The sequence below is a fragment of the Thermoanaerobacter sp. A7A genome, from assembly GCF_000445185.1.
Classification (GTDB): domain Bacteria; phylum Bacillota; class Thermoanaerobacteria; order Thermoanaerobacterales; family Thermoanaerobacteraceae; genus Thermoanaerobacter.
Genome location: NZ_AVAF01000032.1, coordinates 53,746 through 70,241, shown reverse-complemented (window position 1 = coordinate 70,241; position 16,496 = coordinate 53,746). Strand labels below are relative to the sequence as shown.

Genomic DNA, 16,496 nt, shown 5'->3' with positions numbered 1-16,496 from the left:
CACTGACTAAATAGATTGTTAGTAAATTTAGTTGATGGAATTGATTATACAAAATTTCGAAAATATAAATATTATACTGTAACACAAACTTTTTTAAAAGAAAGGAGAAGATTTATGATTGATGAAGTTGTAAAAGTCTTGAACGACGTAAAAGGAAAAATGCCACTTATACATGTCATCACAAATTATGTTGTGATGAATGATAATGCAAACGCACTTTTGAGTTTTGGAGCATCACCTGCAATGGTAATGTCGCCAGAAGAGGCATATGATTTTACTGCGATTTCAAATGCTCTGTATGTAAATATAGGCTCAATAAATAATGAAATAAAGCAGGCTATAATAAATTCGGTTTCCTCTGCATCAGTACATAAAATACCTGTTATCCTTGACCCGGTAGGATGTGCAGCGATAAAGAGTAGAATTGATTTTGTAAAAATGCTATTAAAACTTGGAAGTATCAGCATTATTAAGGGGAACGGTGGAGAAATAAAAGCACTTTCAGGCGAAAATGCAAATGTTAAGGGTGTAGATTCACTTGATGATAATGGTGTTATGGAGGCATGTATAAAACTTGCACAAAAAACAAATACAGTAGTAGTTTCAACTGGCAAAGAAGATTATATAAGTGATGGCAAAAAAGTAGTAATAGTAAAAAATGGTACACCATTGTTTACCAAAATAACTGGTGCAGGTTGTACTCTTGGAGCTATAATGTCAGCAACATCTGCAGTAAGCGATGATAAAATTATAGCTGCCCTTACAGCACTTTTAGCTGTTAATATAGCAGGTGAACTAGCAGAGAAGGAAAGTAACCTGCCTGGTACTTTTAGAGCTAAGTTTATAAATAATCTTTACATCATCAACCCAGATATAATAAAAAAACATGCTAAGTTTGAAGTTTTGAAGGTGTAGATTATAAAGAAAATAAAGATTTTTTTAAAGTCGTTGAAGAAATACAAATTGTTCAACAGCCTAATATTTTTAATTTAAATCTATATGCTCTCCCGTATCTAAATAAATTACCCATTCACATACATTAGTAGCATGATCAGCAATTCTCTCAAGATAACGAGCTACAAACAAAAGCTGACTCGCCTGGTCGATGTTTCTTGGGTCTTCCATCATATAAGTTAATGGTTCCATAAATACTTGTTTGTAAAGGGCATCTACTATATCATCTTTTTCACCAATCGTCCTTGCAAGGTCTAAATCCTGGCGAACGTAAGAATCCAATGACATTTTTACCATTTCTCTTACGATTTCAGCCATTCTAGGAATATCTATCAATGGCTTTATATATTTTTGATGAGCAATCCTCAAAGTAGTTTTTGCTATATCTACTGCATAGTCTGCCATTCTTTCTAAGTCTGTAACAATTTTGAGCCCTGTCAAAACTATTCTCAAATCCCTTGCGATTGGCTGCTGGGTTACAATAATCTTTGCACATTTATTGTCAATTTCTACTTCCATTTTGTCTATTCTGTCGTCATCATCTATGACCTTTTGAGCCAATTCTGTATCATGGTTTACTAAAGAAGTAATGGCATTCGCTATCATTTCTTCTACAAGGCTACCCATTTTTAATATGTCATAATGAAGTCCCTCTAATTCTTTTTCAAAATGAGTGCGATTCACCCTTTCACCTCCTTTAATCGAATTTTCCAGTGATGTAGTCTTCCATCCTCTAGTCTTGCTACAACCAGATGGCCTTATAAGAACTAAAATGCCATTTTCTTACGTAGATAAAATAATGATTAATTATAAAAGCATAAAATATTAAAAAATGAAACAAAGGCATATTCATACAAATGAAACGCCTTTGTTTCATTGCAAGAATGGGTACCATTAGTGATAGTATATGCCTTCTCTGACCCCCCTTTACCCCCCCGAGATAAGCTTCTTTTACCTGCGGGTTTTCCGCCAGCTGCCGGGCGGGGCCAGATAAGACAATTTTTCCTGTTTCTAATACATAGCCTTTATGAGCAATAGAAAGAGCCATATGTGCATTTTGTTCCACTAAAAGAATAGTAGTTCCTTGCTCGTTTAGTTCTTTAATGATCGCAAAAATCTCTTTAACCAACAGGGGAGCTAAGCCCATTGAAGGTTCATCTAAAAGCATAAGCCTAGGTGCTGACATTAATGCTCGTCCCATCGCTAACATTTGTTGTTCTCCGCCAGATAAAGAGCCGGCCAGTTGTCCCTTTCTTTCCGCAAGCCGCGGAAACCGTTCAAAAACCCTGATAAGCCTGCGTTTAAATTCTGCTTTATCTTTTAAAAGATAAGCACCTAACTCCAAGTTTTCCAATACTGACATGTTAGCAAAAACCCGTCGGCCCTCAGGCACCTGGCTTATACCCATTTTTACAATGTCATGAGCAGTTTTACCAGTAATATCTTTACCTTCAAAAATTATTTTTCCTGATTTAGGCTTGACCAATCCGCAAATTGTATTTAAAGTAGTGCTTTTCCCCGCACCATTTGCCCCGATTAAGGTTACTATTTCTCCTTCGTTTACGGTAAGCGATATTCCTTTTAAAGCATGAATGGCCCCGTAAAACACATTTAACTCTTCAATTCTTAATACTTCCTTCTCGCTCATAGTTACGCCCCCTCTCCTAAATATGCTTCAATAACCCGAGGGTTGTTTTTAATTTCTTCAGGCGTCCCGTGAGCAATATTAACTCCATAGTCCAAAACGTAAATCTGCTCGCAAATGTTCATTACTAAATGCATATCGTGCTCAATGAGCAAAATAGTCACGTTAAACTTACTCCGGATAAAACCAATTAATTCCATTAACTCCGTCGTTTCTCGAGGGTTCATGCCTGCTGCTGGTTCGTCTAAAAGTAATAGGGAAGGGTGAGTAGCCAGCGCCCGGGCAATTTCTAATCGGCGCTGTTCTCCGTAAGGTAAGTTTTTGGCCTTTTCTTCCGCCTTATGAGCTAAGTTCATGATTTTTAATAACTCATAAGCTTCATCCCGCATTTCTTTTTCTCCTCGGTAAAACCTCCCAAGACGGAATATAGCATGCATCATATTATATGGAACATGCAAGTGTCTGGCAATTAAAACATTCTCTAAAACCGAAAGTTCGCCAAACAAACGAATGTTTTGGAAAGTACGGGTTATGCCTTTAGCAGCAATTTGGTAAGGCTTTAACCCTACTATGCTTTCGCCTTTAAAAATTATATCACCAGTGGTTGGAAGGTAAATTCCCGTTAAAAGGTTAAAAACCGTTGTTTTACCTGCACCGTTTGGTCCGATTAACCCAACTAAATCTTCTTCATTTAAGGTAAGATTTAAATCCTGAACTGCTTTTAATCCTCCAAAGCTAATCCCCAGGCTATGCGTCTGCAGAATGGCTGCCATGACTTACCCCTCTCTTTCTCTGCAAAAGTTTAAAGGATAACTCATGGGTTCCAAGAAGTCCCTGGGGTCTAAATAACATTACCAAGATTAAGATTATGGCATAAATTATAAGCCGCAGTTCTGCTAAACTCTGTAAAAATGTAGAAATTAACGTCAATACAACTGCCGCTACTACTGAACCGGTGAGGCTCCCCTGACCTCCTAAAACTACTATCACAAGTATATCAAAAGATTTTAAAAAGTTAAAAGCATTTGGTTCAATAAAGGTAATATAATGAGCAAGGAGTGCCCCGCCAATTCCAGCAAAAAATGAACCCATAGTGAAAGCTATAACTTTATATTTTGTAGTATTTATTCCCATTGCTTCCGCCGCAATTTCATTTTCTCGAACTGAAATACACGCTCTACCATGGCTGGATTGAACAAAGTTTTTGATAACTAAAATTGTAACCAGCATGCAGCTAAAAGCCCACAGCCAATTAGTCCTCTGGGTTATTCCCATTAAACCGTAAGCTCCACCTAAATAATCAATATTTGTGATTACCCCCCGGATTATTTCAGCCAGTCCTAAAGTAGCAATAGCTAAGTAATCGCCTTTTAAGCGTAAGGTAGGTATGCCAATTATAATGCCACCAATACCTGCCACTATTGCTCCAACTAACAAGGATACAATAAAAGGGGTATTAAAATTTAAAGTCATAATAGCTGACGCATAAGCACCTAATGCCATAAATCCCGCATGGCCAATAGAGAATTGTCCCGTAAAACCAACCACTAAATTTAAACTTACGGCAAGAATAATATTGATTGCGATAATAATTAAGTTTAACATCACAAAAGGACTAATGATTTCTGCTGAATACAAAACCTGAACTCCTACCATAAGCGCTATTAACAACAATGTTACTGCAAGATTTTCCTTTGTAAACCAATTTTTTAGCATTCCCTTTCACCTACACTTTCTCCCGAACGTTTTTCCCAAATAAGCCAGAAGGTTTAACTAATAAGATAATAATCAAAATCACAAAAGCTACGGGATCCCTATATAAAGAACTACCGTACCCACTTACTAAGGACTCGGTAATCCCTAAAATAAAGCCTCCGGTCATTGCTCCAGGTATAATTCCTATTCCTCCTAAAACCGCTGAAACAAAGGCTTTTAAACCAAACATAATTCCCATTAAAGGAAATACTTTATTGTAATATATCCCTACCAGCACTCCTGCCGCTGCAGCTAAAGCTGAACCAAGAGCAAAGGTGATGGATATTGTCGTATCCACATTTATTCCCATTAAACGAGCAGCTTGCATGTCATAAGAAACTGCCCGCATTGCTTTTCCAATTTTCGTATTATGAACTATATACTGTAGTAAAAGCATTAAGATAATCGTGACCACAATAATTAAAATTTCCTGATTTGATATGGTAACCTTTCCGCCAAGCAATGTATACGAAGCCTGTTTAAAAACCTCCGGAAATGCTCGAGGTTGCGGACCCAGGAAAAACATCGTGGTATATTCTAAAAGAAGGGAAACACCTATTGCAGTAATTAAAATTACAATTTTAGGCGAGTTTCTTAAAGGACGATATGCCAATCTTTCAATAATAATGCCTAAAATAGCACACACAACCATGGAAAAAATTAACGCTGGAACAAAAGACATTTTTAAAACCAAGGTGGCATATAGTCCTGCGAAGGCACCAAGCATATAAACATCACCATGGGCAAAATTAATGAGTTTTATAATACCATAAACCATAGTGTATCCTAAAGCAATTAAAGCGTAAATACTTCCTACTGATATTCCATTTATTAACTGCTGTATAAATTCAGTCATCTTATCCACCCCTACCTTAATTAAATTCATTTTCTTTAGGGGAGGAATATTCCTCCCCTTTAATCTTTTAAGGATTTACGTAAGCCTTATAGGTTTGCTTACCGTCTTTGTATTCCAAAATCACTAAGCCTTTAACAGCATTATGATTTTTATCCAAAGAAATCTTTGCAGTAACTCCTTCTACATCTTTGGTGGTCTTTAAAGCTTCTTTGATCTTTTCAGGTGTAGCTTCACCGGCCCGTTTAATGGCATCAGCTAAAACAAGTACTGTATCATAACCTACTGCAGCCATTGCATCCGGTTCGCTGCCGTACTTTTCCTTATACTTTTTAACAAAGTCCTGAACTTTGGGATCAGGCATTAAAGACGAATAGTGATTAGTAATATAGGTGTTATTGAGCGCAGTAGCACCAGCAATTTCAACAAGCTTTGGCGAATCCCAGCCATCACCACCGCCCATAGGAACATTAATACCAAGCTCCCGTGCTTGCTTTACAATTTGGCCTACTTGCTCGTAATAACCAGGTACATAAATAAATTCAGGCTTTAAATTTTTAATCTTGGTTAATACCGAGCGAAAATCCTGATCTTGGGTAGTGTAGTTTTCATCAGCTAAAATTTCGCCACCGCCAGCTTTGAAAGCTTCTACAAAAAACTTAGCCAAACCCACCGAATAAGGAGCTGTATTATCTTTTAAAACAGCAACTTTTTTAAGCTTTAATTCATTTAAAACGAACTTCGCCATTGCCGTTCCCTGGAAAGGATCTATAAAGCAAGTCCGGAAAATATACTCCCTTACCTTGCCTGTTTTAGGATCTACTGTAACATCAGGGTTAGTTGCCGATGGCGAGATTACAGGAACTTTATTAGTTTCGGCAATATTAACATAAGAGAGGGTATTGCCAGAAGTCATCGAACCAATAATAGCAACTACTTTATCTTGGGTAATTAACCGGGTCGCAACCGAAGCGGCTTCTGTATTATCGGACTTATTGTCATACTTGACTATTTTGATCTTTTTCCCAAGAACTCCACCAGCATTATTAATTTCATCTACAGCTAACATAATTCCATTTAAGCCTGATTGCCCCAATGTAGCAACATTTCCCGACAGCTCTAAGTTTGCTCCAATTTTTATAGCATCGCTACTCTCAGACTTATTTCCACACGCCGAAGTAAACAAAAGTAAAAACGATAATAAACCTACCGCTACTACCCTAACAAAGCTTTTACGCACGGCCTACCATCCTCCTTTAAAATTTTTTGTTTTTTTAAAATATTCTTACATTTTTTGTTATAAACACCTAACCTATCCTGCTACACCCCTCTCCTTTTTAAAAGGGTGCAAATCCGCTGCAAATTCTGCTGGCTATTATAATCATTTTATAAAACATATCTACAATTTTCTCATTTTTCTCTATTTTTCTTAAAATATTCAGTATACATTAAGTACGTCCTATTAGTAACCACTTTCACCTCCTTGTGCTCCTTTTTTCAAATTTGAATTAATTTGTGGTATAATAAAAAATGGTCTGCATATTTTAAAAAGGTTTTTTAGGAGATAATATTTTGGTATAAAGTTTGATGGAAAATTAAATTTGAGGGCTAATAATTAAAAAGGCAAAGGCACCTTTTTTTAAAGGCGCCTTTGCCTTTTTTTCTATTTACTTGCTACTTTAATTATACTTGTTTTTCTTTGCATTGTCAATAAGCAAAAAGAAAAATGCTATTATTCTGTGATATTGTCGTATTAAAAGTATTCTGCGATAATGTCAGTATGAGAGCGGTCTAATATTCCCCCAATGCTATTATCATGATTAACGACAAATGAAACGTAACTTTTTGGAATCCTACGGCGGAACGTATACTTGGATATTTTTGCATGCATTTGTAATACAAGATGAACGACTGTACGAAGCATATGGAGAAATTGACGAGCTAAAAATTTCAAAATTAGCAGATAGTGTAGTCAGAAATATTATTCATAGAGGTGAAGATGAGGCTAGAATGATTAAAAAAGAAAATGCCCCTGAAGTACTTCTAAAATTATTAAAAGGGAAGTGCGATCCTGCTTAGAGGCATTCTTGACATATTAAAAAAACTTTGATAAAATGGTCTTGCGTGAACTCTTAATCAGCGGGGCTATGGTTCGAGTTCCTAATGGTGCACCATATTAATATGCGGGCATGGCGGAATTGGCAGACGCGCCAGACTTAGGATCTGGTGTCTTTCGACGTGGGGGTTCAAGTCCCTTTGCCCGCACCAATAAAAATTTCAAGGGAGAAAAATATATATTTGACAGAAAAATAATGCAGTAGGCATTATTTTTTTTGCATAAAATTACAACAACTTGAGTTTGATTCACCGTTTTTTTATGTTATAATATTATAAGTTTAGAAGACTTTATACGAAAGAAAGAGAATAGGAGGATTTGCTTAATGGGTGTGAGTCTTAAAAAATTAGAGAAAAGTGTTGCGACGATTGAACTTACAATACCGAGTGAAAAATTTGAAGAGGGTTTAAATTTTGCTTTTAAAAAGAATGCTTCAAAATTTAATGTACCCGGCTTTAGAAGAGGAAAGGCTCCGAGAGTAATTGTAGAAAGATATTATGGTGAAGGTGTCCTTTACGAAGATGCTGTAGAGTATGTTTTTGATGAGGCGTATAAGGAAGCTCTTAAAACGTTTAATTTAGAACCTGTTGATTACCCAGATATTAATATTTTACAAATCGGCAAAGGAAAAGACTTGATTTTAGAAGCAACTGTACCTGTCATGCCTGAGGTAGAGTTAGGTGAATATAAAGGCATAGAAATTGAAAAAATAGAGTATGATGTGTACGATGGGGATGTAGAATACGAATTAGAAAAATTAAGACAGCAAAATGCGAGAATTATACCTATTGAAGGAAGAGCAGCAGAAAGTGGAGATATTGCTGTAATAGACTTTGAAGGCTTTATAGATGGCAAGCCTTTTGAAGGCGGCAAGGCGGAAAATTATGAATTAGAATTAGGTAGCAATACTTTTATTCCCGGGTTTGAGGACCAAATAATAGGCCACAATGTAAATGAGACTTTTGATGTAAATATTACTTTTCCTGAAGATTATAGAGTAGAAGAATTAAGAGGCAAATCAGCTGTTTTTAAAGTCACTCTTAAGGCTTTAAATAAAAAAGAACTGCCAGAGTTAGACGATGAATTTGCAAAAGATGTAAGTGAATTTGAAACGTTAGATGAATTAAAAGCTGATATAAGGAAGAAATTAGAAGAAAAAAATAGGGTAGAAGCAGAAAATGAAATGAAAGAGAAAGCAGTAATGAAAGTTGTAGAAAACGCAAAAGTTGATATACCAGATGTTATGGTGGAAAGGCAAATAGATATTTCTTTGAGGGATTTAGATTATAATTTGAGATATCAAGGTTTAGATTTAAATAGCTATTTATCAATTACAGGGAAGACTTTAGAAAATTTAAGAAAAGAGATGTGGGATGGAGCTTTAAATAGAGTAAAAACTCAACTTGTCATAGACAAAATTGCCAAAGTGGAAAATATTGAAGTTACAGAGGAAGAATTAGAAAATAAATTAAAAGAGATGGCAGCGAATTACAGAATAAATTTGGAAGAATTCAAGAAAAGTCTTACTGAAAGCCAGATAAACAGCATAAAAGAGGATATAGCTTATTATAAGACGATTGACTTTATTTTCAGTAAGTGTAAAATAATAAGTAAAGAGGAGTGATTATTATGAGTCTTGTACCTATTGTTGTAGAGCAGACAAATAGAGGCGAACGTTCTTACGACATATTTTCACGTTTGCTAAAAGACAGGATTGTCTTTTTAGGAGAAGAAATAAATGATACTACGGCAAGTTTAGTTATTGCACAGCTTTTGTTCTTGGAAGCTGAAGACCCTGATAAAGACATCTGGCTTTATATAAATAGTCCAGGAGGTTCAATAACAGCAGGTTTTGCCATTTATGATACTATGCAGTATATAAAACCAGATGTAGTGACTCTATGTGTCGGAATGGCGGCATCCATGGCTGCATTTTTACTGGCAGCAGGCGCGAAAGGAAAAAGATTTGCACTTCCTAATAGCGAAATAATGATACATCAGCCTTTAGGGGGCATGCAGGGTCAAGCTACTGACATTAAGATTCATGCAGAAAGGATTTTAAAATTAAGAGATAAGTTGGATAAAATACTTGCAGAAAATACGGGGCAGCCTATTGAAAAGATAAAGGCAGATACTGAGAGGGACTTTTTCATGGACGCGGAGGATGCAAAAGCGTATGGCATTATAGACGAGGTTCTCATCAGGAATAAAAGATGATGCCCCAAAAGAGGTGAAATTATGGCCAAATATGATAATCAAAAACAACTAAAGTGTTCCTTTTGCGGAAAGACACAGGACCAGGTAAAGAGGCTAGTTGCAGGGCCTGGTGTGTATATTTGTGATGAATGCATTGAACTTTGTCAAGAAATTATAAATGAAGAATTTGAAGAAGATATTGATATGGGAATTGGAGAACTTCCTAAGCCAAAGGAAATAAAAGAATTTCTTGACCAATATGTAATTGGGCAGGAAAAAGCTAAAAAAGCTTTAGCTGTTGCTGTTTACAATCATTATAAGAGAATTAACAGCAGGATAAAGCCAGACGATGTAGAACTTCAAAAGAGCAATATTTTACTTTTAGGTCCCACAGGTTCTGGTAAAACCTTATTGGCTCAGACACTGGCAAAACTTCTAAATGTTCCTTTTGCAATAGCTGATGCTACTTCTCTAACTGAGGCTGGATATGTTGGTGAAGACGTAGAGAATATACTCTTAAAGCTTATACAAGCAGCAGATTATGACATAGAAAAAGCTGAAAAAGGTATAATTTACATTGACGAAATAGATAAAATAGCGAGAAAGTCAGAAAATCCCTCTATTACTCGTGACGTCTCAGGAGAAGGCGTACAACAGGCTTTGTTAAAAATTTTAGAAGGGACCATTGCAAATGTGCCGCCACAAGGTGGAAGAAAACATCCTCATCAAGAGTTTATACAAATTGACACAACTAATATATTGTTTATATGTGGTGGCGCTTTTGAAGGCATAGAAAAAATAATAGAATCCCGAATAGGGAAAAAGAGCTTAGGATTTGGCGCAGAAGTACAGAGCAGAAAAGAAAAAGACTTAAGCGAAATTTTAAGTCATATAATGCCACAGGACCTTCTTAAATTCGGTATGATACCCGAGTTTATAGGAAGGGTGCCAATAGTAGTTACATTAGACCCATTGAGTAAGGATGACTTAGTAAGGATTTTGACAGAGCCCAAAAATGCGCTGACAAAACAATACGAAAAATTGTTTGAATTAGATGGTGTAAAGCTTGAATTTGATAAGAAAGCTTTAGGGCTCATTGCAGATATGGCTTTGGAGAGAAAGACCGGCGCAAGAGGACTGAGGGCAATCTTAGAGGAAATTATGTTGGATGTGATGTACGAAATACCATCCAGTGACAACATAGAAAAGTGTATAATTACAGAGGAGACGGTACTAAAGAAGGCTCCGCCAACATTGGTTTACTCAGATGCTCAAAAAGCCAAAAAGAAAATAAAAAAGACGGAGTCTGTTTCGTAAAAAAATAGAGAATTTTTACATCAATCCCCCTTCTCCTTCACATACTAAAATAGTGAATGGGAAGGGGGCTTGGTTATATTGCATAAAAGAGGGTGAAGATATGACAGAAAAAAAGTATATATTGCCAATGATTCCTTTAAGAGGATTAACTATTTTTCCATACATGGTGCTTCATTTTGATATAGGAAGAGAAAAGTCAATTAGGGCTTTGGAAGAAGCTTTTATGAAAAATCAGTTGATATTTGTTACAACACAAAAAGAAGCTGAGATAGAAGACCCTTCTATTGACGACGTCTACAAAGTTGGCACTATTACAAAAGTCAAACAAATGTTAAAACTGCCAGGAGAACTTATAAGAGTTTTGGTAGAAGGGATAAGTCGTGCTGAAATTCAGCAAGTGACAAGAGATGATGAATTTTTTGAGGTAGAAGTTATAGAAAAAGAAGTGCAAAAAGAAATTGAAAAGACACCAGAGCTTGAAGCTTTAATGAGAAGTGTTATTTCTGCTTTTGAAGAATATGTAAATATGACTTCGAGACTGCCTATAGATAGTTTATACAGTGTTATAAGCATAGAAGAGCCTGGAAGACTCGCAGACATGATTGCGGCCCATATATCTTTAAATACGAGTCAAAGTCAGCAGCTTTTGGAGTGTTTTGATGCAAATAAAAGGTTAGAAACTCTTTTAGGGTTTTTAATGAAAGAATTAGAAATACTAAACATTGAAAAAGAAATAAATGCAAAGGTGAGAAGCCAAATTGACAAATTGCAGAAGGAATATTATTTAAGAGAACAGTTAAAAGCTATAAAAGCTGAATTAGGAGAGACAGATGAAGTTGACCAAGAGATTGAGGAGTATGAAAAGAAATTAAATGAAAAAGATTTACCAGAAGAAGTTAGAAAAAAGGCAAAAGAAGAATTAAAGCGCCTTTCTAAAATGGCGCCTGGTTCTGCAGAAGCTTCTGTAGTGAGGACATATTTGGATTGGATTTTGGATTTACCTTGGAATTACGAAACAGAAGATATTTTAGATTTAAAAAGAGCACAAAAAATATTGGATGAGGACCATTACGGCTTAAAGAAAGTAAAAGAGAGGATAATAGAGTTTTTAGCAGTTAGAAGTTTTTACAACAAAATTAAAAGTCCTATTTTATGCCTTGTAGGTCCTCCAGGTGTTGGTAAGACTTCATTAGGCAGGTCTATAGCGCGGGCTATGAATAGAAAATTTGTCAGATTATCTCTTGGTGGAGTGAGAGATGAAGCAGAAATAAGGGGACATAGGCGTACCTACGTCGGAGCTATACCAGGAGGTATTATAAATTCCATAAAAATAGCCGGTTCAAAAAATCCTGTGTTTTTACTGGATGAAATAGACAAAATGAGCTCAGACTTTAGAGGAGACCCTGCTTCTGCAATGCTTGAAGTTCTTGACCCAGAACAAAACTCCACTTTTAGAGACCATTACCTTGATTTGCCTTTTGACCTTTCAAAGGTATTGTTTATAACAACGGCTAATACGGTAGATACTATACCGGCGCCTCTTTTAGATAGAATGGAAGTTATATATGTTTCTGGATATACTGAAGAAGAAAAACTTCATATTGCAAAAGATTATTTAATCCCTAAGATTTTAAAAGAACATGGGGTGCCAGATAACAAGATAATAATCCAAGAATCTGCTATCAAAGGAATAATTTCGGAATATACTCGTGAAGCAGGAGTAAGAGGCTTAGAAAAGAATTTATCTCAAATTGTGAGGAAAGCTATAAAGAAGATAGTGGAAGAAAATGCACAAGTAGTAAAAGTGGGAAAAAGAAATTTACAGTCTTATTTAGACAAGCCTATTTACCGCCCTGACAAAGCGAATCAAAAAGACGAAGTAGGGATAGTTTTTGGACTTGCATGGACAAGGATAGGAGGAGAAATTTTAACTGTAGAAGCCTCCATAATGCCAGGAAGTGGCAAACTCAATCTTACAGGGCAATTAGGTGACGTAATGAAAGAATCTGCCCAAGCTGGGTTTAGCTATATAAGGGCAAATGCCGAGAAACTGAATATAGATAAAGATTTTTACAAAAATATCGATATACATATACACGTTCCTGAAGGTGCAATTCCAAAAGATGGACCTTCTGCTGGCATAACAATGGTGACAGCAATGGTGTCTGCTCTTAAAAAAGTTCCTGTGAGAAAAGATGTAGCAATGACAGGAGAAATAACTTTGACGGGCAAAGTCCTTCCAATTGGAGGAGTAAAGGAAAAAGTTTTAGCAGCCCATAGAGCAGGAATAGGAAAAGTAATACTTCCTCAAGAAAACAAAAGGGATTTAGATGAAATTCCTCAAAGTGTAAAGCGAAAATTAGAATTCAAGTTTGTTGAAAAAATTGATGAAGTTCTTGACTATGCCTTGTCTAAGGAGGGCATTTATGAAAATTAAAACTGTAGAGCTGGTTCGTACTGCCTTTAATGAAGAGCAGTATCCTAAAGATAATTTTCCTCAGATAGTAATCGTAGGAAGGTCAAACGTGGGCAAATCCACTTTGATAAATACTGTATTAAACAGAAAAAATCTCGCAAAGACAAGTTCTAAACCTGGAAAAACTAGGGGCATAAATTTTTATTTGATAAATAATGGCTTTTATTTAGTAGACTTGCCGGGATATGGATATGCAAAAGTTTCAAAAGAAATGAAGAAACAGTGGGCACATAACATAGAGACTTTTCTAAATACTTCTAAGAATCTGCGGCATGCTTTGCTTTTAATAGATATACGTCGAACTCCTACAGAAGACGATTTTTTAATGGTAAATTGGTTTAGACATAAAGAGTTACCTTTTACAGTGGTATTAACAAAAGCTGATAAGGTCAATAAATCAGAGATAGTAAATGCAGTAGAAGGCATTTGTAAAACTTTTAACATTGATAGCGAAAGAATTATAGTTTTTTCTTCTTTAAAGAAAATGGGAGTATCCCAAGTATTATCAATTTTTGAGGAGTGGACAAAAAAATAAATTTTTAATTTTGTAAAAAAGCACGAGAAAATCGTTAAATTTTTGATTATTTTTGATGAAATAAAAAATTTAGCAGCATTAAAATTGTTGTGTTAGAACATTATAAGGGGTATAATTTTTATTAACTATTGATAAAAATTTTTGCGTTTATATGTGCGGAGGGAGAAAATAATGAAAGGGGTATTAGAAAGTAAAATAAACGAAGAAATGATAAAACTCACAAAAGAAGCAATTGGAAGAGGTGCAGAGGCAGCAAAAACCCGAATTTGCGAGGATATGATTATTGTAAGGCTTATTAAATCTTTGAGCCATGAGGAGATGCAAATTATATCTACTGAAGAGGGTAAAAGGCTGGTAAAACAATTAAGGGAATTATTGGATGAAATATTAAAACCCAAGTTTAAGGAGATGATAATGCGCCTTACAGGTTGTAATGTTATAGGTATCTATAAGGATATGAATCCTCAAAAAGGAGAATACGTCTATCTATTTGTGTTAGACAAAAATCTAGAAGAAGAGTTGCGAAGCAGGTAAAAATCAAATGAATTGTTAGCTTTTAGCAACACAGTAAATATACTAAATTGAAAATCTTTTGTAATAAGTATATAATTATACATGTTGGGGGTATAGAAGAGGAGGTGAGGTTATTGGAGATAGGATCTTCAGTGGTATTTACCATACCGCTATTTGGAGGTATTCCTATTACAGAAACAATAGTAGTAGAATGGATTATAATGGCTGTACTAATTTTGGGTGCTGCTGTTGTTACTAAGGGATGGAAATTAGTTCCTGAGGGTGCACAAAATGTTGTAGAGCTTATGGTGGAGGGATTTAATAAATTTGTGGAAGGTGCTTTAGGAGAGCATTGGAGAGATTATGCTCCTTATTTAGGAACTGTAGCAGCTTTTTTGATTTTAGCCAACACTATAAGCATTTTTGGCTTAACACCTCCTACTAAAGATATTAGTACAACTTCAGCCCTTGCCATTATGTCGATTACTACTGTTATTATAGCTTCCATAAGAGCAAGAGGGCTTAAAGGGTACGTAAAGCACTTTTTTAAGTCTCCTATAAACCTTTTTATCAATGTTTTGGATTTATTTACAAGACCTTTGTCGCTGGCAGCCCGACTTTTTGGCAACATATTTGCAGCAGTTACGATAATGGAACTTATTGAAAGGGCTGTGCCAATAGTAGTTCCTGCAGTATTTAGTTTATATTTTGACCTTTTTGATGGATTATTACAGATGTTGGTATTTGTGTTTTTGACCATGTTATATATTGAAGAAGCTATAGAATAATGTATAATAAAAATAATGAAATGATTAAAAAATTTTAATAAAAATAAAAAAGAAAAGGAGAGGATTTAAATGGATTTATTAGCTATAGGAGCAGCTATTGCTGCATTAACAGGGATAGGTGCAGGTATTGGTATAGGTCTTGCGACAGGAAAGGCAGTTGAAGCTGTATCAAGACAGCCAGAAGCAGGTGGAAGGATTATGCAGCTTCTTTTATTGGGAGGCGCGCTTGCAGAGGCAACAGCTATTTACGGTTTGTTGGTGGCATTCCTGATAATAATATTAAAGCCATAAGTTTGAGACAAATTTCCTGATGAAAGAAGGGAAAAAATTGGGCATTTTTAATATATCGACTTTCATCTTTACAATAATTAATTTACTAGTTCTTTATTTTATTTTGAAATGGCTTCTATTCAAACCTGTTACACAATTTCTTGAAAATAGAGAAAACAAAATTAAATCCTCCTTAGAAGAAGCAAATAGAGAAAGGCAAGAAGCTCATAATTTAAAAGCTAAGTACGAAGAAATACTAAAAAATGCTGATAATGAAGGAAAAGCTATTATTGAGAAGGCACAAAAGGCAGCAGAAGACAAAGCAAACAAAATTATAGAAAATGCCAATAAAGAGGCAGAAAATATAATAGAAAAGGCAAAAGAAGAGGCAATGTTAGAGAAAATCAAAGCTATGCATGATTTAAGGACAGAGATATCGCAATTAGTCATAGATGCCGCTTCCCGTGTGCTGGAGAAAAAGCTACCTGTTGCTGACGAAGACCTCATCAATGAGGTTATCGAGGAGGCGGGGGCATCATGGCACAAATAATTGCGAAGAGATACGCTTATGCCTTTTTTGATGTTGCGAAGCAGCAAAATAAAGTGAAAGAGTATTATGAGGAGTTAAATAAAGCAATTGAAATTCTTCAAGTGGATAAAGTAAAGCGGATTTTTAAGAATAAAAGTATTGATAAAACAAAGAAAATAGAATTTGTGGAGCAGATTTTAAAGGATACCGATAAAGAAGTTATCAATTTTATCAAAATAATAATATCAAAACATAGAGAAGATCTAATTGAAGACATTGGAAAGGAGTTTAAAAAGCTATACAAAGAGTATTTTAATATTACAGATGTAAAAGTCGTTTCTGCATATCCACTAAAAGAAGAAGTATTGCAAAAGCTTCAAGAAAAATTAGAGAAAAAGTTAGAAAAACACATCAATATCGAACCAATAGTAGATAAAAGAATATTAGGCGGTTTAAAACTTATTATTGGGAATACAATAATCGATGGTTCAGTCAAAGCAAGACTTACTGCACTTCTAAAAAATATGCAACAAGCTGTGTAAAATGAAT

17 protein-coding genes, 1 tRNA gene and 1 pseudogene are annotated in these 16,496 nt (G+C 35.3%); 13 read left to right on the top strand and 6 right to left on the bottom strand.

The genetic code is table 11. The features are described 5' to 3' along the window. Positions 1-114: 114 nt before the first annotated feature. On the top strand, positions 115-915 hold the full coding sequence (gene thiM / locus M663_RS0102205) for a hydroxyethylthiazole kinase (protein WP_029687804.1): 801 nt from the start codon (positions 115-117) through the stop codon (positions 913-915). Positions 916-984: 69 nt separating this feature from the next. Here thiM and phoU read toward each other — a convergent pair whose 3' ends face one another. The 6 genes and pseudogenes from phoU to M663_RS0102175 all read right to left on the bottom strand — a co-directional run bounded on the left by phoU (position 985) and on the right by M663_RS0102175 (position 6,447). Next, positions 985-1,638 carry a phosphate signaling complex protein PhoU gene (phoU, locus tag M663_RS0102200; RefSeq protein ID WP_013149983.1) on the bottom strand — a complete coding sequence of 218 codons (654 nt, stop codon included), beginning with the start codon at positions 1,636-1,638 and terminating at the stop codon, positions 985-987. Between the two features lie 247 nt (positions 1,639-1,885). Beyond that, positions 1,886-2,602: pseudogene (locus M663_RS0102195) on the bottom strand (ABC transporter ATP-binding protein); the annotation flags it as partial. Between the two features lie 2 nt (positions 2,603-2,604). After that, positions 2,605-3,372 (bottom strand): ABC transporter ATP-binding protein, encoded by a 768-nt coding sequence (locus M663_RS0102190; protein WP_029687803.1) that lies wholly within the window; start codon positions 3,370-3,372, stop codon positions 2,605-2,607. Then, on the bottom strand, positions 3,347-4,315 hold the full coding sequence (locus tag M663_RS0102185) for a branched-chain amino acid ABC transporter permease (protein WP_029687802.1): 969 nt from the start codon (positions 4,313-4,315) through the stop codon (positions 3,347-3,349). Before M663_RS0102185 ends, M663_RS0102190 begins: the two co-directional genes overlap by 26 nt. A gap of 10 nt (positions 4,316-4,325) precedes the next feature. Then, on the bottom strand, positions 4,326-5,210 hold the full coding sequence (locus tag M663_RS0102180; RefSeq protein WP_029687801.1) for a branched-chain amino acid ABC transporter permease: 885 nt from the start codon (positions 5,208-5,210) through the stop codon (positions 4,326-4,328). A 67-nt stretch (positions 5,211-5,277) separates the two neighbouring features. Beyond that, positions 5,278-6,447: an ABC transporter substrate-binding protein gene (locus tag M663_RS0102175; protein WP_029687800.1), complete on the bottom strand. Its 1,170-nt coding sequence runs from the start codon at positions 6,445-6,447 to the stop codon at positions 5,278-5,280. A 590-nt stretch (positions 6,448-7,037) separates the two neighbouring features. Between M663_RS0102175 and M663_RS0102170 the strand changes: the two genes are divergently transcribed. The 12 genes from M663_RS0102170 to atpH all read left to right on the top strand — a co-directional run bounded on the left by M663_RS0102170 (position 7,038) and on the right by atpH (position 16,489). After that, a complete protein-coding gene (locus M663_RS0102170; RefSeq protein ID WP_003868374.1) occupies positions 7,038-7,286 on the top strand; it encodes a hypothetical protein in 249 nt (82 codons plus the stop codon). A gap of 104 nt (positions 7,287-7,390) precedes the next feature. Next, a tRNA-Leu gene (locus M663_RS0102165) sits at positions 7,391-7,475 on the top strand. Between the two features lie 173 nt (positions 7,476-7,648). Beyond that, complete coding sequence (gene tig / locus M663_RS0102160) at positions 7,649-8,947, top strand: trigger factor (protein WP_029687799.1); 1,299 nt, start codon at positions 7,649-7,651, stop codon at positions 8,945-8,947. A 5-nt stretch (positions 8,948-8,952) separates the two neighbouring features. Further along, entirely contained in the window at positions 8,953-9,540 is a 588-nt protein-coding gene (clpP, locus tag M663_RS0102155) for an ATP-dependent Clp endopeptidase proteolytic subunit ClpP (protein WP_003868372.1), read from the top strand. Positions 9,541-9,561: 21 nt separating this feature from the next. Continuing rightward, positions 9,562-10,836 carry an ATP-dependent Clp protease ATP-binding subunit ClpX gene (clpX, locus tag M663_RS0102150; RefSeq protein WP_003868371.1) on the top strand — a complete coding sequence of 425 codons (1,275 nt, stop codon included), beginning with the start codon at positions 9,562-9,564 and terminating at the stop codon, positions 10,834-10,836. Positions 10,837-10,936: 100 nt separating this feature from the next. Continuing rightward, on the top strand, positions 10,937-13,273 hold the full coding sequence (gene lon, locus M663_RS0102145) for an endopeptidase La (protein ID WP_029687798.1): 2,337 nt from the start codon (positions 10,937-10,939) through the stop codon (positions 13,271-13,273). Next, on the top strand, positions 13,263-13,847 hold the full coding sequence (yihA, locus tag M663_RS0102140) for a ribosome biogenesis GTP-binding protein YihA/YsxC (RefSeq protein WP_003870586.1): 585 nt from the start codon (positions 13,263-13,265) through the stop codon (positions 13,845-13,847). The genes lon and yihA overlap by 11 nt, the downstream gene beginning before the upstream one ends. A gap of 171 nt (positions 13,848-14,018) precedes the next feature. After that, positions 14,019-14,381, top strand: a complete 363-nt coding sequence (locus M663_RS0102135; protein ID WP_029687797.1) for a DUF2294 domain-containing protein — start codon at positions 14,019-14,021, stop codon at positions 14,379-14,381. A gap of 113 nt (positions 14,382-14,494) precedes the next feature. Further along, entirely contained in the window at positions 14,495-15,148 is a 654-nt protein-coding gene (locus tag M663_RS0102130) for a F0F1 ATP synthase subunit A (protein ID WP_004397403.1), read from the top strand. A gap of 69 nt (positions 15,149-15,217) precedes the next feature. Continuing rightward, the gene (gene atpE / locus M663_RS0102125; RefSeq protein WP_003870589.1) at positions 15,218-15,439 is read left to right on the top strand and encodes an ATP synthase F0 subunit C; all 222 of its coding nucleotides are present in this window, start codon (positions 15,218-15,220) and stop codon (positions 15,437-15,439) included. Between the two features lie 19 nt (positions 15,440-15,458). Beyond that, positions 15,459-15,968, top strand: a complete 510-nt coding sequence (atpF, locus tag M663_RS0102120) for a F0F1 ATP synthase subunit B (protein WP_003870590.1) — start codon at positions 15,459-15,461, stop codon at positions 15,966-15,968. After that, the gene (atpH, locus tag M663_RS0102115) at positions 15,956-16,489 is read left to right on the top strand and encodes an ATP synthase F1 subunit delta (protein ID WP_029687796.1); all 534 of its coding nucleotides are present in this window, start codon (positions 15,956-15,958) and stop codon (positions 16,487-16,489) included. The genes atpF and atpH overlap by 13 nt, the downstream gene beginning before the upstream one ends. The last annotated feature ends 7 nt before the right edge of the window (positions 16,490-16,496 follow it).